Here is a 20,404-nt window from a genome sequence, read left to right as displayed (position 1 = left end):
TACTTTTTCAGTGCCCTCCAATTTCATCCGCTTCGTATTCTTCATCTGATTTCTCGTAGTTAATGTGGACTTCCTTTCTCGTGTGTTTTAGCAGGTGTGCAACCTCATGGAAAAAAGTGAACCAAAACACATCTGCTCTCTTTCCCCTCACACTTAGCGCAACTATCGCCTTGTTGTTCCTCCAGAATGTAGCACCGCAGATATATGTTTTGGGTACATATTTCACTAGCACCAATGCGATTCCAGCTTCAGCACATAGCTTTTCCATTTCAGGAAATGACTCTTTAGCTGACTTCATTGTCAACTCCCTGAACTTTGGTATCATTTTCCTGAGCTTAGATTTGCTGAACTCTTCAACATCATGATCCAAGCCTTCGGTTTCAGCCTTCCTGAGCCATGCAAGTGCGCCATAATCAGATACTTCATTCGAACTCTTTTGTGTCCTCAGAGCTACAGCATATGTTCTCCTTATTGCCTGTAGCGTACTCACACTGTAGAATTCTCTTAGATTAATGACCCTTCTGTTCCTGTCATTTGTCTTTTCAACCCAACCGAATTCGCTGATCTCCCTGTAGGGGATCACTTTAAGTATTTCTTTCTCTTCTTCAATATTGCTTTCTTCTTCAATCCTGAGTTTATTTAACTGATATCCTGTCTCCAGTTCCAACCAGAACTCAGCACTTGGTCCGATGACATGTTCAAGCTTAATGGCAGTATCGTATGTGATTGGAGAAATGCCTCCAAGAACATTGCTTAGATGCTTCTCTGTAATATCCAATCTTGCTGCAAGCTCTTTCTGGTTCATTCCCAAAAATTCCATATTTTCCCTGATTGTCTCTCCGGGCGGAACAGCAACAGCTGGAGAATATATATTCTCATTTCTTCTTGCCATGATAATCTACCACCTCCTCGATTCTAACGATTGTAATCAGTTCCAATTTCGATATGTCACTCTTGTTCTCCAGAATGGGTTTGAACACCAATCTGTAGGGGTGCACCAAATCAACAGCGTACTGGTCGTCCCTGTTACCCTCAAGCTTATGCAGCCTGGTAGCCGGAATTGCCTTAATATCTTTCAGACTTTTCGCAGCAACAAGCTCACCTATTCTTTGAGTCAGTTTGTTCCCAATATCCGGACCAAACTCCTTCTGTGCCGATCTCGGATCTTCACACTGCCTCTTCAGCTTGTTTGTCCTGAATTCCACTTTCATTATAAAACATCGCCTCCGCACAATCAATGTATTTATTAACCTATAAGGTTAATTATATTTTAAATGCCAATTAATTCATCTGATCCACCTTCTATTATTCTTATTTTGCTCCTCACTTAACACTATCTCACAACAATGTTTGAATATACCTTATTTAGCCTGAACTTGCATTAGACAGAAAACCACCTCAGACAGGTTTTACCCAGTCTGAGGTGGTGAGTTTCATATTTTCAATGTGAACCGCTCTCCATTTATTGCCTGAGAACCGACATAGACAGGTGTATCGAACTGGTCGTACGCCACGCTCTTTACAAGCAGTATTGGATAGTTCTTAGAAAGGTTGAGAAGCTTACCTTCTTCACTTGTTGTCCTTGCTATTTCCACTTCTTTGGAAGATTTGGTGACTGTGACCCCGTATTTCTCCTGAAGGATCAGGAAGAGTGAATTCTTCTCCAGGTCCTCGTTCAGAAGGTCAGCAAACCTTTCAGGAAAGTAGTTCTTTTCAATCACCATCGGTTCTCCGTTTACAGTCCGGAGCCTCGAAATGTAGAGTACCCTGTCGCCTGAATTCACTCCAAGCTTTTGTGCAAGTGAGCTGTCTGCCTTCTCAAGCTTCATTTCAAGGACTCTGCTTCCAGCTACCGAGCCCATCGCCCTGCACGAGTCAGAGAAGCTCTGGATCTTGGTGTAGTCCCTCTTGTATTTGGTGTTGGATACGAACGTTCCCTTACCCCTCTTCTTCTCGATCAGGCCTTCCTTTACCAGCTCATTCACTGCAGATCTTACGGTAACTACGCTTACCGAAAAGTTTTCCGCCATCTCAAGTTCAGGAGGCAACTGCTCGCCTGACTTCAATATTCCGTTGTTTATCCTGTTCATAAGCTCCGCCTTAAGCTGCACATAGAGCGGAGTTACACAATTCTTATCGAAGACCATACGAAACCTCCTCAAAATGTTTGTATGGGCTAATATCCAACTTTCTGGATATATCAGATGCATTATTGTTCTGCATCATGATGCCTGACTTTATTATACCTAAAAACCGTTCGTCTTCTAAATGTTAATCTGAATTATTATCTGTTTCAGGTTGCAATGCTGCCGGTATAGCCGGCAGCATCCTATAGCTTCAGCGGATATTCAGAAGTTTTTCATTCTCTTCCTAATATTCCACTTTCCACATATACTTCCTGTAGTCGAATGACCTTCCTGTCTTCAAAGACATCTGGTATACATAGAACCTTTCCATGGGTATCATTATGACTGGGTCGAAGTATTCCGAAACCCTTTCATCGATCTTCCCTTTGGTAAAGTCCAGTATGTCGAATATCTTGTGGTGTCTGTTGTACCTGCCTATGAATCTCTCGACCCTCTCATCAAGAACCCTGGTCTTTCCGCTTCCCTTGAAGAGCACCATTGCTAGCTTCTCATCCGTGGTCTCGAAAGGACCATGGAAATACTCCCCTGAGTGCAGCAGCACAGCATGCTTTGTCTGCATCTCCATGAGATGGCACGCCTCCATTGAATATGCAGTTCCGTAAAGGGACCCGCTTGCAAGTATATAGAGGATCCCATCATCCTTGTAGTCTTCAGCGAATTTCTGGGCATCCTGAAGGTAATCAGCCTTAGCCTCTGCGATTATGCCGTCAACTTGCCTGTATGCTTCCATAGCTGCATCATAGTTCTCATAGTCCTCATACTGCTTGAGGATCTCAAATCCAAGTCTAAGAGAATTGGACTGGTTGCTCTCCGAGTATACCTGTTCATTGCCATTGGAGTATACTACTACGTATTCCCCTTCCTTGGCCATCTGGGTATCCGGGAAGCCTGTCATGGCTATGGCAACTGCCCCTTTTGCCCTTGCTGTCTTCACTGCTTCAACGGTTTCCCTGGTGGCGTTCAGTGAGCAGATTATGCAGATGCTTTTTTCATCAAGTGCCTTCGGAGTTGCTGCATTGAATTCGCCGCTGTTGTGTATTGATGTGGTAAAACCCTTTGCCTCGCATTTCAGCAGGTAGTGTCCCGGATATATGGCGGCCTGTGAACCTCCGCAGGCTACGAAGTATACATGCTTCAGCTCACCCTTGCCTATGCGGTTCTTCTGGATATCCTGTATTATCTCTTTTACTTCCATTAAAATCTCCTATCTTGCGACGTTTAAGCCTATTTGGCTACTGTAGTGTTCTCCAGTGTTATTCCTGAAGTGTAGGTAAGTATGCCGTCCATGTTCTGGAAGCCCTTTACCTTGTCAGACATCGCAAATATCTGTTCTCTGTAGTTTATGAATACGAATGGTGAAAGCTCAAGTGCCCTCAGCCTGAACTTGTCGTATATGACCGCTCTTTCAGCCTCATCAACTGTTGTTCTTCCTTCCTCAAGAAGCTTGTCAATCTCTTCGTCAGCAAACCATGCCGAGCTGTTCATCCTTGGCTCTCCGCTTGCGAAGTAGTTTGTTACCCAGTCCATGTCAAGTATGTTTCCTGTTGTTCCGGATACAAGTATGTCATAGTCTCCGACATTTGACCTTGATATCCTGGTTGCCCAATCCGGAAGCTCAACCTCTGCATCTATTCCTATCTGCTTGAGGCTTGACTGCACTACAAGCGCTGTCTGCTTGTGCATCTCATATGTAGAAGTTGCAAGTATCTTGATCTTGAATCCGTTGGCATATCCAGCTTCTGCAAGGAGCGCCTTTGCTTTCGCAAGGTCTTCAGTGAAGAAGTTGTCGTACTTTCCATCATATCCGTTCTGTCCCTTGAGAGTTGGGAATCCATATATTGGAATTCCTCTTCCCATGAACGCTGCACTGATTACGCCTTCCCTGTCAACCGCATACGCTATGGCCTGCCTTACCTTAGGATCAGCAAGAGGTCCAGTCTTTACGTTGAACTGAAGGAGCATGATTGGAGCCACTGATATGTCGAGAACAGCATCTTTTGCTGATTCGAAGGCTATTGCCTCTGTTGATGGCACGTAGTCGATGATGTCCACGTCGCCGCTTCGAAGAGCATTGGCCCTTGTTGCGTTGTCAGTGTAGAATACGAATCTCAGGGCGTCTGATTCCGGCTTGCCTTCCTTGTAGAAATCAGCGAATGCGGTGACCTTGATCTCCCTGCCCTTATCCCAGGATTCGAAGACATATGGTCCGTTGCCCATAGCCTTTATGGCCGGATCGTTTGCAGTGTTGCTGAACCATGCCTTTGATACTATGACAGTCTCTGGAAGCGCAAGCATATCCAGGAACGGAGTCGAAGGCTTCTTGAGGATTATGTTGCATACCTTGGCATCAACTACCTCAACCTTGTCTACCATAAGCCTGAAATCGGCACCGAAGGTAGCTTTGGAGTCAGGATTGAGTATCCTCTCTATCGAGTACTTGACGTCGTCAGAAGTCACATTGCTTCCGTCATGGAACTTTAGTCCGTCCTTGAGTGTAACCTTGTATGTGATTCCGTCTGCCTGAAGCTCTATCTTCTCTGCGAGCTCCATCGCCTTGCTGTTGTCCGGCTGATAGGACATAAGTCCCCTGTATATGTTCTGCTTGATCAGCCTTGTAGCCTGACCGGACTGGATGTGCGGATCGAGCGTTGCCGGCTCGGCGCTTATTCCGATTACAACCTCATCCTTGATCTCTGCTGCAGTAGGTGCGCTTGTTCCTGAAGGAGTAGTTGGTGTAGTTGGAGCCTTTCCTGCGCAGCCTGCAAGGATCATTGTGGAGAGAGCTACAGCTGCAAGAAGTTTGACATGATGCTTTTTCATTGCGGGTCTCCTTTCAATTCATATATTGGACTTTAGTTTAGGATCCAGAATGTCCCTCAAGGAATCACCAAGCAGGTTGGCTGCAAGGATCATCAGAAGAAGAAACAGCGATGGCCAAACGAGATACATGTAGTTGAAGGAAATGTAGGTCTTTGCATCACCGATCATCTGCCCCAATGAAGGGTCCGGCGGCTGTACTCCAAGGCCAAGGAAGCTTAACCCTGATTCAAGGAGTATGGAGTTCGAGATGGTCAGGCTCACCTGTATGATGAGTGATGCGAGTATATTCGGGAAAATGGTCTTGAAAAGAATCGCTGGAAGGCTTGAGCCTATGGATATCTCGCTTTCCACGTATTCCATCTTCCTGAGCTTCAATGTGTTGGAGTAGGCTATCCTGGCAAAGTGAGGCGTGTAAAGGATCCCGATTATCACTATGAGGTTCCTCACTCCTGCCCCGAAAAGCCCTACTATGAGCATTGCGAGCAGTATGGGCGGGAACGACAGTATTATCTCTACAACCCTCATGGCCGCATTTCCAAACACCCCTCCCCTGTATCCTGAAAGGATACCAAGTATCGACCCAGCTGCGAATGCGATCGCTGTAGCAGATAATGCCACGAATATTGATGGCCTTATGCCTAATATGAGCCTGGAAAGTATGCACCTTCCGAATTCATCAGTACCCAATGGGAACCTTAACGATGAACCCTGTAGGATCATCGTGGTATTCATCTCAAGTGGGTCATTAGGTATTATCCTGTTTCCGAATATCACCACAATAATCAGAGGAATGAGTATTATCATGCTTATGACGAATTTCCTGTTCTCAAGGTAGATTCCTAATTTCTTCATGATTCACCTACCTTGCACGAGGGTCAAGGACCCCGTATATGATGTCTACGGAAAGGTTTGTCAGTATCGCCATGCTGGCCATGACGAATATGCATCCCTGTATCAGGGGATAATCCCTGTAGTTTATGGCCTTGACAAGGAGTGTCGATAGTCCCGGCCAGTTGAACACGTTCTCCACAAGCACGGTACCTCCGATGAGAGTTCCGGCCTGGAGTCCTATTACCGTTATGACAGGTATGAGTGAATTCCTGAGGATGTGCTTACTTAGGATTTTCCTCCTCTTCACTCCCTTCGCCCTCAGGGCTATTACATAATCCCCTGACATTGACTCAAGCATGGATGACCTGGTCATCCTTATTATTGAAACCGCAAGTCCCATGGAAAGTGTCACTGTAGGCAGTATCAGCCTCCTGTAATGTTCAGCCGCATTCCTCGATATATCCACATAACCGCTTGCCGGCATCTTTGGAAGCCCCAGCTTTAACACATCGAGGGCGAACACCATTACCAGCAGATAACCGAGCACGTATACCGGGGTTGAGATTCCCAGTGATGCCACCATTGTAAGCAGTGTATCAACGATCGAGCCCCTTTTTATCGCAGAGATGACACCCAGCGGTATGCCTATCAGGCACGCAAGAAGAAGTGCAAAGAATGCAAGTTCAAGAGTCCTTGGGATCCTCGATGCTATCGCTTCCATGACCGGAATCTTCTCGCTGTATGACTTCCCCATATTGCCTGTCGCTATCCCCTTTATCCAGTTGAAATACTGCGTCGGGATGCTTTCATTGAGACCGAGCTCTTCCCTGATGGCTTCAACGACAGCCGGGTCATGGTTGACATCGGACCCCAGCATGGTAAGCACAGGATCTCCCGGCATCATGTGCAGTAGCACGAAGACTATAGTTGTGACGACAAGTATCTGTATTGCGGCTATTCCAAGCCTTCTTGCCATGAATTTAGCCATTTGATGTTTCCTCCTTCCCGGGATGAAGGAAACAGGCTACAAGGTGTCCTGGTTCCACCTCCTTAAGTTCAGGAGAACTTTCCCTGCACCTTTCGAATTCGTAGGGACACCTGCCGCAGAGCCTGCACCCCTTTGGAGGGTCACTGGGATTAGGCAATTCACCTGTTATCGGCCTGTAGCCTGATGGGTTCTTCACCTTCACCTCTGGTATTGCAGACATCAGCAGCTGTGTGTACGGATGGAGCGGCCTGAGGTAAAGGCTTCCCTTTGGTGCAATCTCAATGAGCTTTCCAAGGTACATTACCCCGATCCTGTCAGACATGTGCTTTACGACTGCTAGGTTATGTGAGATGAACATGTATGTCAGTCCGAATTCCTTCTGGATGCCCTTAAGCAGGTTAAGCACCTGTGACTGTATCGAGACATCAAGAGCTGATACAGGTTCATCACAGATTATGAGTTCAGGGTCTGCCGCGATTGCTCTCGCGATACCGATCCTTTGCCTCTGCCCTCCTGAGAACTCATGGGGATACCTGTTGATGTATCTTGCGCTTAGACCTACAAGGTCCATGAGCCTCAGAACTTCCTTCTCCCTTTCCTGGCTTCCCATTTGGGTATGCAGCCTAAGCGGAGCCGATATTATGTCCTTCACTGATTCCCTTGGATTAAGCGAGTCATATGGCTGCTGGAATACCATCCTAAGCTTTTTCCTGTGGCTCCTCAGCTCCTTCTGGTCCATGGACAGTATGTCAGTTCCCTTGTATAGTACGGAGCCTGAATCAGCCTTTTCAAGCCTCAGTATCGTCCTTGACAGTGTGCTTTTACCGCAGCCTGATTCGCCTACTAGCCCGAAGGTCTCTCCCTTCAGGATACTGAAGCTTACCTTGTCGACTGCATGGATGACTTTCTTCTCGCCGGAGAAAAGCTTTGGCCTTATCTTGAAGTATTTGGTCAGGTTGTCTATTTCATACAAGACTTCACTCAAGAGCTTCCCCCCTTACTATTTCCACGCTTCTGAAGCATGACACCAGATGACCTGGTGAGACGCTTATGATTCCGGGATCCTCCTTGCGGCATCTTTCCATAACCAGAGGACACCTTGTACTGAACCTGCAGCCCTCAGGCATTGACTTGATGTCCGGAACCACCCCGTCGATGCTATAGAGCACCTCTAGGTCCGTATCCATCTTCAGCATTGACCTTATAAGGCCTCTGGTATACGGATGCACTGGATTTTCCAGAAGTTCAGTCTTTGTGGAAGATTCCATTATCTTTCCTGCATACATGACGATCACCCTGTCTGCAACCTCAGATATGACACCAAGGTCGTGGGTTATGAGAAGTATCCCCATCGATGTCGCCCTCTGGATCTCCTTCAAGAGATCCAGTATCTGGGATTGGACAGTGACATCAAGTGCAGTGGTCGGTTCGTCCGCTATCAGTATCTTAGGTGAGCATGAAAGCGCTATCGCGATCATAACCCTCTGGCACATGCCGCCTGATAGCTCGAAGGGGTACGAATCGAACACTCTTGGTGCATTTGGTATCCTGACTGATTCCAATAGTGTCAGTGCCCTTTTCTTCGCTTCATCCCTGGTTATGTCTTCATGTGTGAGTATCGCCTCGGTTATCTGTGAACCAACGGTATAAACCTGGTCCAGTGACATCTTTGAGTCCTGGAAGATCATTGCGATTTCAGTTCCCCTCAGCTTCTCCATTTCCTTTTCCGACAGTCCTGAAAGCTCTCTGCCCAGGAAGGAAATGCTTCCATCAGTTACGCCTGCATTATCCGGAAGAAGGTTCAGTATGGCCTTGGAGGTTATCGTCTTTCCGCTTCCGCTTTCACCGACTATTCCGAGTATCTCTCCCTTTTTCAGCTCGAAGCCAATGTTTTCAACAGCCTTGAAGGATTCCTTCCTGTTCCTGAAGGCTATTGTAAGTCCCTCAACTTTCAGAATGACTTCCGACATAGGCCTAACCTCTGCCTCTGAGCATATTCGTCTCGGCTTCGTCAATTTTCCATATGTATCCGTCCTTTACCACCTTGACGCGGTAAAGTGCTGCGGCATTCTTTGGTGATACCTTCCTGTCTATGACATCCATGAGCACCCTTTCCGGTTCTCTCCTTGCAGGATCGCCATAACCGCCCGAACCTGGTGTCCTGACACTTATGATGTCGCCTTTGTTAAGCGGGATGTCAGTGCATTTCGATGGCAGCTGCTGCCTGCTTCCGTCATGCCTTTCCAGGAAGTATGCGCCTCCTGCTCCTTCATGGCCGCCTTCAAGCCCCCATGGAAGGAATATCTGCCTGTCGCCAAGTCCGGTGTAGGATATCCCGTCAAACATGATCTCATATTCCCTTGTTATTCCAAGGCCGCCTCTGTTTGTCCCTGCTCCGCCGCTGTCTTCCCTGAGCTCGTACCTGTTTACCGTAACAAGCGGGAACTCCATTTCCAGGGCCTCAACCGGCAGGTTCGAGGTATTTGTCATATGTACCTGGACTCCGCTCAGCCCGTCCTTGTACCTGCTTGCACCTGACCCTCCGGCAACGACCTCCAGGTATACGAAGAACTTGTCCTCATCCCTTGGATCCTTTCCTGAGAATATGGCTGAAGTGACCGAGCTGTTGCAGGCTGCGATCACCCTGTCAGGCACTGCCGGGGCAAGCGCCCCGAATATGGTGTCGACAACCCTCTGGCAGGTGTCAATCCTTGCTCCAACAGGAGCAGGATTCTTCGCATTGATTATGAGCCCTTCCTCGCACTCTATTTTGAATGCCCTGTATATTCCGGCATTCGAAGGGATGTCCGGATTGATGAGCGCCTTCAGCGAGTAGAATACAGTCGCCAGGAGCCCGTTGTAGGTGACATTTATAGGACCGTCGACCTGTGGATTGGTTCCAGCGAAATTCAGCGTCATTGTGTCATCCTTGATCTCTATCCTTACCCTTATAGGTATCGGATTCTTGGATGCCACTCCAGCATCGTCCATATAGTCTGTAAAGGAATATATGCCGTCCTTAAGGTCCTTTATCCCGGCCTTCAGCTTCCTTTCAGCATAGTTCTGGAGCTCGTGCATGCTCTCTATGAGAAGGTCACCGTATCTTCCGTATGCCTCCTTGAGCCTCTTGATGCCTACTGTATTTGTAGCAACCTGCGCCTGAAGGTCACCGTGCCTCTCCTTCGGAAGCCTGCTGTTGGTTGCTATGAAGTTAACTATATCCTTTTCAAGGGTACCCTCTTTCATGATCCTTACTATGGGGATCTTGAGCCCTTCCTGGAATATGCTTATGGCATCCCCTGAAGTCGACCCGGGTACCTTTCCGCCTACATCGCTGTGGTGAGCAAGGTTCGCAACCCAGCCAACAAGCTTTTCTCCAACAAAGGCCGGTGCAACCAGGGTAATGTCTGGAAGGTGGGTTCCCCCGCCATTGTAAGGGTCATTTCCTATGAACATGTCCCCGTCATGGATCTCACTTATCTCAAACTTCTTGTATACCTCATGAACTATGCCAAGGAGCGACCCTAGGTGCATTGCCACATGTTCAGCCTGAGATACCATGTTGCCTTCAGGGTCGAAGACTGCAGTGGAGATGTCCCTTCTTTCCTTGATGTTTGTCGAGTATGCGCTTCTTATCAAAGCGTGTCCCATTTCCTCAGCTATCGAAAGGAGCAGGTTGCCTACTATCTCTATCGTTACCGCATCTACGCGATTCTTTTCCATCAGGCTTCGCCTCCTTCATGTGTGACTATGAGGTTCCCGTATCTGTCGTTATATGCAGTCCATCCTGGAGGTATTACGCATGTGGAATCCATCTGCTCTATGATCGCAGGACCTTCCACTGCTGTGCCTCTCTTCAGGCTGTCCCTCTGTATGATCCTGGTCTCAACGAACTCCCTGCTGCCTTCATACCTCACCTGCCTCAGTTCGGTAACGGGGACATCACCCTGAACCAGAGTATCGCTTCCAGGTATTGTCGGTTTGTCGATTATCCCGATTGCACCCATCCTGTAGTTTACAAGCTGTATGTTCTTGTTCCTGTCGAAATAGCCGTACGAGTTGTTATGCTCCGCATGGAAGCCTTCTATGAGCTCGGAGAGTATCTTATCATCCATCTGACCGTCTGCTATCTCCATTGAGATCTCATAGTTCTGGTTCTCATATCTGCAGTCAAGGGAATAGACATACTTCCTCATGTCTGAAGGAACGCCCTCGTTCTCAAGCAGCTGGTCTCCCTCTTCCTTCAGGTCTGTGAATATCCTCCTGATGTCCTTGAGGTTTTCCTTGTTTGCAAGCATTATCCTTGACCGGCTCAAGTCAAACCTAGTATCAGCCATGAGCAGTCCAAGTGAGCAGAGTGTTCCAGGTGATCCAGGAAGAAGAACCTTGCTTATTCCTAGCTCAGCTGCGACTTCGCATGCATGAAGCGGGCCTGCTCCTCCGAAGGCCATAAGTATGAACTCCCTCGGGTCGTATCCTCTCTCGATCGAGACTCCCCTAATTGCCCTTACCATGTTGGAATTGACTACTGAGATTATTCCGGCCGCAGCATCAATGACGTCAAGTCCCGATTCAGAACTTAACTTCTTCTTTATGGCACTTTCCGCCAGGGACCTGTCGACATCCATCTTTCCACCCAGTATCTTGTGCCTGTTGAGCTTCCCGAGCATGATGTTGGCATCTGTAACCGTAGGTTCCTGACCGCCCCTCATGTAGCATGCAGGTCCCGGAACAGCTCCTGCACTCCTCGGTCCTACCTTCATGGCTCCGCCCTCGTCTATCTTCGCTATGGACCCTCCACCTGCTCCAACCGTTATTATGTCTATCATAGGCACCCTTGCCGGATACCCTTCAACATACCTGTCATACGATACCTGGAGCTTTCCGTTCTGGATCAGGCTTATGTCAGCGCTTGTCCCTCCCATGTCGAAGGTTATTATCTTGTGCTCGTCGCTGAGCCCTGAAAGGTACGATGCCCCCACCGCTCCTGCGCTTGGTCCTGACACCGCTGTCTTTATCGGATAATCTATGGTCTCCGCGATCGATATTATCGAACCGTTGGACTGTGTCACATATGGCTTGGTATCAATCCCGACTTCCTTCACGCTGTTCTCGAAATTCCTGACATACTTCTTCATGACAGGCCCCAGATATGAGTTGAGGACTGTGGTGCTCATCCTGGGATACTCCCTGAACTCGTTCACAAGTTCGCTGGATATGGTGACATACGCTTCTGGGAACTCCTCCGAGATTATCTCCTTTATCCTTTTCTCATGCACCGGATTGATGAATGAGAAAAGTGTACATACGGCAATGGAATCCACCTTCTGCTCTTTGAGGAATGAGACTGCGTTCCTTACATCCTCCTCATTCAGCGGCAGCTTTACCGTACCGTCATGCATTATCCTTTCCCTGACCTCACACTTGCAGCCAGGGACTATAAGGCTTTCCGACTTGTCCTTGAGCAGGTTGTAGAGTGATGGTCTCTTCTGGTTTCCTATTTCCATCAGGTCCTTGAAGCCGTACGTGGTTATGAGTCCTGTCCTTGCGCCCTTCTTTTCGATAAGGGCGTTTGTGGCTACCGTGGTTCCGTGGCCGAGAAAGGAAACCTCATCAGGTGCTATGCCGCACTCCTCAAGGATCTGGATAATACCGCTTACGATTGCCCTTGAAGGGTCGTCTGGTGTCGAGCTTCTCTTGAAATTCCGAATTTCCTTGGTGTCCGTATTATAAAGGGAAAAGTCCGTAAAGGTCCCTCCTACGTCCACTCCAAGCATATAAGACATTGCCATCACTCCTCGAAAATTTGTATTTCTAATGTCCTGAACTAAGCCTCTTCAAAATCCATGCCTTCCCCGAAGGCTCCGTATCTCATGCAAACTTCTGCCGCCATCCTGCTTCCTGTCTCAAACGCCGATACCACAATGTCATTGTAGAGCGGATCTTGCGGTCCGATTCCATCACCCAGGGTTCCTGCCGCATATATGGCAAGGAATCCTGCCGTGAATGAATCCCCTGCCCCCAGGGTATCCAGCGGCTTGACCTGAACCGGTCTGTGCCTGTAGAACTCCATTCCGTCGTAGAACATCGAGCCGTCTTCACCCATTGTCATAAGCACCAGCCTTGTCCCCATTCCATGGACCCTTAACGCAAGGTCCCTGCATTCTTCAATGGTCAGCTCTGAACAGGACATTGTCGCAGCATCGACAAGCGGTGCAACTGACCTTAACCTTCCTTCATCCTTCCAGGCGAGGGAGAAGTCATAGGACAAGATCGGTACAATTCCCTTAAGCTTATGGAGTTCCTTGTCCATGTAGCTGTTGTTGCTGGTGTGGATGACATCGAAGCCCCTGATATACTCGAGGTCTGCCTCAGTTAGCTCGATAGGATGCTCCCTGAGCATTCCTCCCTTGTTGCTTCTTATGAACACCCTGTCACCATCAACAATGTCCACCACAGCATAGCCGTTCTCCCCGTCGTAGAACCTGGACCTTGAGTAGTCGATCCCCATCGAAGACAATGTGTTAAGGACATGCCTTGCGACATTGTCTGAGCCGAAGACTCCCATATATGCCGCTTCGATCCCATTCATCCTGCAGAAGGCGGCAAAGTTAAGGGCCTGCCCCCCAGGATACATTTTCTTCAGGTTCAAGTACTTGTCGCAGACGTTGTCGCCTATCCCTATTACCTTCATAATTCACTCCAACCATACGTGTACTTATATAAACTCATATTACATATTATAAACGTACATAAATTCTCAGTCAATCATTTGGATACGTTTTACTGTTGATGTTTTCACAATATTTTTATCTAATAGTTATTAATGTATCAGCACATTTCAAATAAGCATAATGCATATGCTGTCACATATGCTGAAATAACAATATATATATATATATATTGTTTTATATCCTTTAAAAAACATAAAAAAAGCACTTCTGTAGAAGTGCTTTAAATATTATTTTTCAACAAGTTCATTCTTTTCAAAGATTCTAAAGAATTGAACAAATTCATCATCCTGATATTCTTTTTCAAGTTTGTTAAAACCAAACTGCTCGTAAAATTCGTATAGGTAGGGAATCTTCTTGCACTCAAGTATGATCAAGCGTCCACCCAATAGCGCTTGCCCATCAAAAATTGTGTTCAAGCAAAATTCCATGATCTTATGACCTGTAACATTATCTTTGTACAGCTCATTTTTCCCAATCTGACCTATCAGTATGGCTGGTAGTTCTGTTATTATTTCCCCGTTCCTTTTAGCACTTAGTCCATCTAATTTTAATATTCTCCGATTAGAATACTCTGATGGTATTTTTAATACTTGAATTGCTATAGTATAATATCCTAATATGTTAAATTTATCTGCATCTTCATCAAAAACCAGGAACGTTCTACTTTTACCAAGTTTTTCAAACATTATTGCCTTTTGTTTAATGAAGTTTTCAATATCAATATCTTTGCTGCAAACAAAAATAGAAATAAGTTCCTGGGCCTTTGCCTCATCACTCATTTCTATCAGTTTCTTTAGCGAGACAACATTTTCTTTAATCTAAGCTCACCTCGCCTCTCATTACTTGGCGATGTTAGTGTCCTATCTATCTTTATGCTTTTGTGAGGCTTACTAAGCATTTTTGAGAAAGATGCTACCTCCCTTTTATCCTTAAGGACAAATGATTTATCAAACGATGAAGTTGCCATAAAAATCCCTCCTTTCATCACTCTAAGAATATTTTATCACAAAACTGACGCTAGTATCTAAAGAACAAATGAATAATCAATTATATTTACTATATACGAATTCCTAAATCACTTAGACAATCCGAAAAAATAATCCTACAGTACATCAACTGCAGGATTATTTATTATTACTGTTTTTACATCTCTCAGAATGCCGCAACTACAAATGCCAGGCTGAACAGTGAAGTGGCTGCCCCCACTCCCCTTATTATCTTCGTAGTCCTTACTATGCCGAACCTTGAATAGGATGAGTAGTACTTGTAGGCAAACGGATATTTCCAGATAAGGAATCCGATTGCAGTCATCGGAAGATATGCAATCGGTGAGGTAATCTTCAAAGCCATTGCAGCAAGGTTCAGCGCTATGCATACAAACAGCATTATGTAGGCCCTGTCCCTGTTCTTCATGTCCCAGTCCAGGAACCCCTTTGCCTTGTTGTAGCATTCTGCTGAGCAGCATGGAAGCTCATTCTGGGCCTTTGGATTCAATACGTGCCTTGAGCTGGTTACCGGTTGTCCGCAATATATGCATTTCTTTTCCATTTTCATACTCCTTGTGCAATCATTTTTTCTTCAGATCCATATAGCTCAAGAATTCCGTTAAGCCTGTTCCTGACCTGGAAATAGCTGTAGACCTCATCAAGTACTCCCCAATGCGTATAGTTGTCCTTTGTTGAAAGGAACACTATGACTGACGCTCCACTGCAGTTAGGGAAGTCTACAGGTTCTTCCGCTACAGCCACGGATATATCCACATTCGCCTCCGGGTCTCCCTGCATGGGGCAATGGACAAGCAAAACATCATCAGTGATCCTGAATGTCTTGTTGCCGTTCTTCAGCATGAGGTTTACCATCCTGTCAAACAGTCGGAGTCCCTTCTCTTCACCTACAAGGGAACGGCATCCTGCACCAAGAACTTCCTGCCAGGTTTTACCTGATCCTGCCTGAAGTATCTCCCCGTTCTTTACCTTCTTGTCTATGCCGTCTACTGTCACCATGTCGTCGCTTACAGCTTCCTTGTTCATCAGCCTGAACAGGTCGAAATGAAGGTTTGTCCTTGCAATCTCATCCTTCACATACTCGCCAACGATTTTTATTATGTCGTTGACCTTGCCGCTTATCTCGTCAGATGTTCCCCTTTCGTTTATTATCCTAAGTATCCTTTTCTTGGATACATCTGATATTATGGGACCTGTCGACACCAGGTGGTCACATGTGAACCGGTTTGAGTTGTATGCTGTCGAGATGATGAGCACATAATCATCAAGCATCCAGTCCCTGATTTTCGATGTTGAAACCAGCTCATACTTGAACGAATTGCCCAGGAGGCTTCTCAGCTGATCCTCCACCAGGATCGATGTGGCCATGTTCGATTCTCCGACCACAAGTATCCTGTCCACACTTGCTCCGCTAGTCTTTATGATCCTCTTTTCATTCAGATGACTAGCGAAATGTATGCAAAGGTATCCGACCTCGTCGTCTGTGATCATGCTGCAGATCTCCGAGTCAGTCTCCCTTATTGCCATTGCTGTAAATCTGAATATGACAGGATACATCCTCTTAATGTCTTCCAGAAGTGCATTGACTGATGTGATCCCGTACTTGAGCCTGAAGTAGAGTGGCCTGATATGGTATACAAGCTGCGACTTCAGCCTTTCCTTGTCAACGAATGAGATACAGGATATCCTTTCAAAATTCCTGAGAAGTTCATACGTGAACTCTGCAATGAAGCTGTTCTCCTGCTCCTCCGATATGAATGTGGAGGTGTGTATCCCGAGGAAAAGGGGTGTTATGAAGAATATCTCCATCGGATGTATCTTGAGTCCATGTATCTGAAGCTTCTGCACACTCAGCTCCACGGACCTGTATGATGCGGAATTGCTTATTGCGAACTTCTCAACCGAACTCATATTGAAGATATAGCCTCTCGTGCTCCTTATCCAGGATACAAGTATCATAATGTTGACGAATTCCGTCTCATGAAGGAAAATCTCACCCTTTATGTCCTTCTCGTACTGCCTTGTAAGGCACCTGGCGATCTCATGGAAATCGATGTTGTTGCTTGTCATGGATTCAAGGCTCTTCTGCATCATTGCCCGGATTATCGTCCTTACACCCGGATTATGGAGCTTCTGCAGCTCTTCTCCGATAAGCTTCCTGACCGATGCTTCCGAACCCTCGATCAGATAGCCTGACTTAACCTGACTGGTCAGCGTGATGTTTCGCTGCATCAGTTCATTCTTAAGGTCCCTTATGTCGAAGAGGATCGTATTCTTGCTGACATCAAAGAAGGTCCTCATCATCTCAAGTGTAACAGGCTCATCAGAAAGGGAGATCATTACAATCTCCATGGCTTTCCTTTCCTCAATTGAGAAGTAGTAGCTTCTGGTCTTGTCAAGATCATTTCTCAGGGAATCCTTGTTATCAGTGAATAGTATGACCCTGTGGCTTACCACCTTCACCGTGCCATGCCCTGAAGCCTTGAGCCATTCATTGATGTGCTCCAGCTCATAGTAAAGGGTCCTTTTCGTGACACCGAGCTTTTCCAGCAGGGATGTCACATCGAGCCCGTCTTCTGAGCCCAATAGTATTCTTATCAGATATACGGTCCTGCTTTTAAGCTCAATGTCCATAGTCACCTAATCCCTGAAACTGTTTATTAGTTCAGCAATAGCCCTGCCTGCTTCCTCTTCACCGTTTCCTGCCACTCTCAGTGTTATGCTGCTTCCCCTGCTTATTCCTGAAGCCAGGATGCTAATTATGCTCTTTGGATTTATCTCATTGCTGTTATGGATTATCCTTATGTCGCAATCATATTTCTGGCAAAGCTGGGTAAGCTCTGATGCCGGCCTTGCATGTAGTCCGGTCTTATTCTTTATGCTTAGGTTTGTCTCAAACATAGGTCACCCCGTTCTCAATCTTTATTTATATTAGCAAATTCCTGATAGTTTTGCATAAATTTCCAAATTTATTGTCAGTTCCCGTAATATGCCTTGAGCAGCAGCATCTTAATATCATCTGTATCAGGTCTCACAGGATTATACTGGGTACATACGTCCGTCATAGCCTTGTCTATCATGAGGTCCATCCTGTTCTTTACAGCATCTTCATCCTTTAAGATAGCGCTGAACGATTCAGGGATGCCTATATCCTTCCTTAAAGCGATTATCGACTCAAGAAGGTCCGCCTCGCCTATGAACCGGGCAAGGTCCTCATATCTCCCCCTGGCAGCTTCGGACTTAAGGTTATAGCTGATCACGTAAGGGAGGACTATCGCATTTGCCAGCCCGTGGGGCACATTGAATACTGCTCCATATGTGTGGGCGATGCTGTGTGTAAGTCCGAGCCCGCTGTTTGAGAAGGCTATTCCACCCATGCAGGATGCTGCAAGCATCTTCTCCCTTGATTCCATGTCGTTCCCGTCTTCACAGCACTTTTTCAGGCTTCCATACCCATTCACAAAGGCAGACATTGCCATAGCATCCGAGTATGGATTCGAGTTCAGGGCTACGTACGACTCGATGGCATGTGTCAGTGCATCCATTCCTGTTGATGCGGTGAGCGCCTTTGGAAGAGTCCTTGTGAAAACTGGATCGAGTATGGCCATGTCCGGGACCAGTCTTCCATTCATGTCCCTGACAGAATATTTCGTGGTCCTCTCCACATTCTTTATTATCGCTGCCCTTGTGGCTTCGCTTCCCGTACCTGCTGATGTCGGTATGCACACCAGCTCAGCCCTTACCCTCAGGTTCCTGATCACATTTGGAGGCATTACATCGGCAAGATCCCTGTATTCAGGGTTCTCGTAGTATACCCACATGGCTTTTGCAGCATCCATTGCAGAGCCCCCGCCGAATCCGACGATAAGGTCAGGTCCGAACGATTCCATCTCCGGCCTTGCCTTCAGTATGCAGTTGAAACTGGGCTCTTCCTCCACCTCTGTGAAGATCCTCCACTCAATTCCTGCTTCCTCCAGATTTTCAGTTACAATGTCCAGCATTCCCTGGTCCTTGAGCAGCGTACCGTTCATCACTATGAACGCTTTCTTCTTCAGACCCTTGAGTTCTGCCAGTCTTTTTATCGAATCCTTGCCATAATGCATCCTGGAACATCCAAGCTTTATGGAAACCATCTGAATCACTCCTGTCTATAAAGTATAGTCTATGCAGTTCTTTACCACTTTCTGCTCCGAATGTGAAAGTATGGCCTTTTCGAGGTCTGTAAGAGCATAGCTGTCCTGTACGAATATTTCGCTCCCTACTGACCCGTCCTTGAGCAGGTTGAAGGCCTTCATGACATGAAGAGGTGTGGTATGGAATACTCCCTTCAGTGTCACCTGCGAGTAGTGCATGAGGTTGGCATCACCCTTGAAAAAGCTGCCTGTGCTGGTTCCTCCGAAAAAGAGCACGAACCCTCCCTTTCTGACCATCCGCATGCTGTCTTCCCAAACCTTTACGAGTCCTGTGGCTTCGATTACGATGTCAGAACCCCGCTCGTCCTCCGTAAGCCTTCTGACTTCCAGGGCTATGTCTTGGGATTCGCTGACCTTAACTGTCACTGAAGCTCCAAGCATCCTCGCAGTCGCAAGCCTTGATTCAGACAGGTCTGTCACGATCACTCTCGCCCCTACCATGGCGCTTAGCTTTACGAACATGAGCCCTATCGGCCCGGCCCCGTTTATGACCACAGTGTCGCCCGTTGAAACCGGACAGTTTGAAAGTCCGTATACGGCACAGGACAGTGGTTCCATCAGCGCAGCTGTCCTGTGTGACATTGAATCAGGCATCCTGAACATGTTCTGTCTGACTATACGTCCAGGCACTTTCACATATTCCGCGTAGGCACCTCTGTTGAACAGCATATCGGAGCACATTGACTGTAGATTGTTTTTGCAGTACCAGCAGCTGTTGCATGGAGCTGAATTGTGTACTGCGACCCTGTCGCCTTCCCTGAAACCTTTCACGCTCTTTCCTGTCGCCGCGATAATCCCAGAGAATTCATGCCCGAAGGGATGCGGCGGCTTTAACAGAGGATAACCTCTCTTGTATATCTTGACGTCGGTCCCGCAGGTGGTTGATACCATGTTCTGTACGAGGACCTCGTCATCTCCGATTTCAGGGATCGGACACTCCTCTATCCTCAGGTCCTTCTCACCGTAAAGGACGGCCCTTCTCATCACTCCCATGGTCAGTACCCGCCCGGAGCTCCCGCTTCCTGTACCTTCTTCGGTTGTCCGTAGCTCTTGAACCTCTCCATTACATTTGCTATCTCATCTTCAGGTAATACAACCGGTGTTCCAACACTCAGTGTTCTCCACTGCATCTCTGCAACGAATTCCATGTTTGAGGCAAGCCCGAATGCCTTCGCCATGTTTACTCCGCATGTTACAAGCCCATGGTTTGCCAAAAGCACTGCATTCGCCTTTCCGCAGGTACCAATTACATTCTCCGCCAGCTCTTCCGTCCCGAATGTAGCATAGTCGGAGCACTGGACCTCATCAGTAGCTGCACTTGCTATGACATAATGTACTGCTGATATCGGCTTTCTCAGGCAGGCAAAGGTCGTGCAATAGGTGGAGTGGGTGTGCACAACAGCCTGGACGTCGCTCCTGTTCTTGTAGAATGCGCTGTGGAGACCGAATTCGCTTGATGGCTTGCAGTTTCCCTCTACGACATTGCCTTCCAGGTCCATCACTACGACATCCTCAGGCGTTGTTTCGAAATAACCTACTCCTGAAGGGCTGATAACCATGAGTCCTTCTGATGGTATGTATATGCTCAGGTTTCCACTTGTTCCCTTGCTCAAGCCTGCTGCACTCATTTTCTTCCCATATTCAACTATCTGTTCGCGTTCCTTTAAGAATCTCATCTCATTCACTC

Annotated in this window: 20 protein-coding genes; all 20 read right to left on the bottom strand. The window is 47.0% G+C overall.

Translation table 11 applies throughout. The features are described from left to right. Positions 1 to 7 precede the first annotated feature (7 nt). Complete coding sequence (locus tag T472_RS06570) at positions 8 to 892, bottom strand: HigA family addiction module antitoxin (protein ID WP_023383880.1); 885 nt, start codon at positions 890 to 892, stop codon at positions 8 to 10. Next, the gene (locus T472_RS06565) at positions 876 to 1,211 is read right to left on the bottom strand and encodes a type II toxin-antitoxin system RelE/ParE family toxin (RefSeq protein WP_023383878.1); all 336 of its coding nucleotides are present in this window, start codon (positions 1,209 to 1,211) and stop codon (positions 876 to 878) included. The genes T472_RS06570 and T472_RS06565 overlap by 17 nt, the downstream gene beginning before the upstream one ends. Before the next feature lie 222 nt (positions 1,212 to 1,433). Beyond that, positions 1,434 to 2,147 (bottom strand): GntR family transcriptional regulator, encoded by a 714-nt coding sequence (locus tag T472_RS06560; protein ID WP_023383875.1) that lies wholly within the window; start codon positions 2,145 to 2,147, stop codon positions 1,434 to 1,436. Between the two features lie 223 nt (positions 2,148 to 2,370). Then, the gene (locus T472_RS06555; protein ID WP_023383873.1) at positions 2,371 to 3,342 is read right to left on the bottom strand and encodes an SIS domain-containing protein; all 972 of its coding nucleotides are present in this window, start codon (positions 3,340 to 3,342) and stop codon (positions 2,371 to 2,373) included. Positions 3,343 to 3,371: 29 nt separating this feature from the next. Continuing rightward, positions 3,372 to 4,967 (bottom strand): ABC transporter substrate-binding protein, encoded by a 1,596-nt coding sequence (locus T472_RS06550; RefSeq protein ID WP_023383871.1) that lies wholly within the window; start codon positions 4,965 to 4,967, stop codon positions 3,372 to 3,374. Between the two features lie 18 nt (positions 4,968 to 4,985). Continuing rightward, positions 4,986 to 5,819 (bottom strand): ABC transporter permease, encoded by an 834-nt coding sequence (locus tag T472_RS06545; RefSeq protein ID WP_023383869.1) that lies wholly within the window; start codon positions 5,817 to 5,819, stop codon positions 4,986 to 4,988. A 7-nt stretch (positions 5,820 to 5,826) separates the two neighbouring features. Further along, positions 5,827 to 6,786, bottom strand: coding sequence for an ABC transporter permease (locus T472_RS06540; protein ID WP_023383866.1), 960 nt, complete (start codon positions 6,784 to 6,786; stop codon positions 5,827 to 5,829). After that, positions 6,779 to 7,771, bottom strand: a complete 993-nt coding sequence (locus T472_RS06535) for an ABC transporter ATP-binding protein (RefSeq protein ID WP_023383864.1) — start codon at positions 7,769 to 7,771, stop codon at positions 6,779 to 6,781. The genes T472_RS06540 and T472_RS06535 overlap by 8 nt, the downstream gene beginning before the upstream one ends. Next, complete coding sequence (locus tag T472_RS06530; RefSeq protein ID WP_023383862.1) at positions 7,764 to 8,756, bottom strand: ABC transporter ATP-binding protein; 993 nt, start codon at positions 8,754 to 8,756, stop codon at positions 7,764 to 7,766. Before T472_RS06530 ends, T472_RS06535 begins: the two co-directional genes overlap by 8 nt. A gap of 4 nt (positions 8,757 to 8,760) precedes the next feature. Then, positions 8,761 to 10,509 (bottom strand): hydantoinase B/oxoprolinase family protein, encoded by a 1,749-nt coding sequence (locus T472_RS06525; protein WP_023383859.1) that lies wholly within the window; start codon positions 10,507 to 10,509, stop codon positions 8,761 to 8,763. Further along, on the bottom strand, positions 10,509 to 12,572 hold the full coding sequence (locus T472_RS06520; RefSeq protein WP_023383857.1) for a hydantoinase/oxoprolinase family protein: 2,064 nt from the start codon (positions 12,570 to 12,572) through the stop codon (positions 10,509 to 10,511). The genes T472_RS06525 and T472_RS06520 overlap by 1 nt, the downstream gene beginning before the upstream one ends. Before the next feature lie 41 nt (positions 12,573 to 12,613). Further along, on the bottom strand, positions 12,614 to 13,480 hold the full coding sequence (locus T472_RS06515; RefSeq protein WP_023383855.1) for a PfkB family carbohydrate kinase: 867 nt from the start codon (positions 13,478 to 13,480) through the stop codon (positions 12,614 to 12,616). Positions 13,481 to 13,747: 267 nt separating this feature from the next. Beyond that, positions 13,748 to 14,299, bottom strand: a complete 552-nt coding sequence (locus T472_RS06510; RefSeq protein WP_023383942.1) for a hypothetical protein — start codon at positions 14,297 to 14,299, stop codon at positions 13,748 to 13,750. A 14-nt stretch (positions 14,300 to 14,313) separates the two neighbouring features. After that, on the bottom strand, positions 14,314 to 14,487 hold the full coding sequence (locus T472_RS19890) for a hypothetical protein (RefSeq protein WP_023383941.1): 174 nt from the start codon (positions 14,485 to 14,487) through the stop codon (positions 14,314 to 14,316). A 185-nt stretch (positions 14,488 to 14,672) separates the two neighbouring features. Continuing rightward, positions 14,673 to 15,068: a hypothetical protein gene (locus T472_RS06505; RefSeq protein ID WP_023383940.1), complete on the bottom strand. Its 396-nt coding sequence runs from the start codon at positions 15,066 to 15,068 to the stop codon at positions 14,673 to 14,675. 2 nt (positions 15,069 to 15,070) lie between these two features. Continuing rightward, positions 15,071 to 17,158 (bottom strand): BglG family transcription antiterminator, encoded by a 2,088-nt coding sequence (locus tag T472_RS06500; RefSeq protein ID WP_023383939.1) that lies wholly within the window; start codon positions 17,156 to 17,158, stop codon positions 15,071 to 15,073. Between the two features lie 6 nt (positions 17,159 to 17,164). Next, positions 17,165 to 17,425 (bottom strand): HPr family phosphocarrier protein, encoded by a 261-nt coding sequence (locus T472_RS06495; RefSeq protein ID WP_023383938.1) that lies wholly within the window; start codon positions 17,423 to 17,425, stop codon positions 17,165 to 17,167. A gap of 74 nt (positions 17,426 to 17,499) precedes the next feature. Beyond that, positions 17,500 to 18,657 (bottom strand): iron-containing alcohol dehydrogenase, encoded by a 1,158-nt coding sequence (locus tag T472_RS06490; protein ID WP_023383937.1) that lies wholly within the window; start codon positions 18,655 to 18,657, stop codon positions 17,500 to 17,502. 15 nt (positions 18,658 to 18,672) lie between these two features. Further along, complete coding sequence (locus T472_RS06485; protein ID WP_023383936.1) at positions 18,673 to 19,710, bottom strand: alcohol dehydrogenase catalytic domain-containing protein; 1,038 nt, start codon at positions 19,708 to 19,710, stop codon at positions 18,673 to 18,675. A 2-nt stretch (positions 19,711 to 19,712) separates the two neighbouring features. Next, positions 19,713 to 20,393: an L-fuculose-phosphate aldolase gene (locus tag T472_RS06480; RefSeq protein WP_023383935.1), complete on the bottom strand. Its 681-nt coding sequence runs from the start codon at positions 20,391 to 20,393 to the stop codon at positions 19,713 to 19,715. Between the last annotated feature and the right edge of the window lie 11 nt (positions 20,394 to 20,404).

Origin of the sequence: Youngiibacter fragilis 232.1, assembly GCF_000495435.3 — a bacterium.
Lineage (GTDB): Bacteria > Bacillota > Clostridia > Clostridiales > Clostridiaceae > Youngiibacter > Youngiibacter fragilis.
This window is presented reverse-complemented; position numbering and strand designations above follow the sequence as displayed.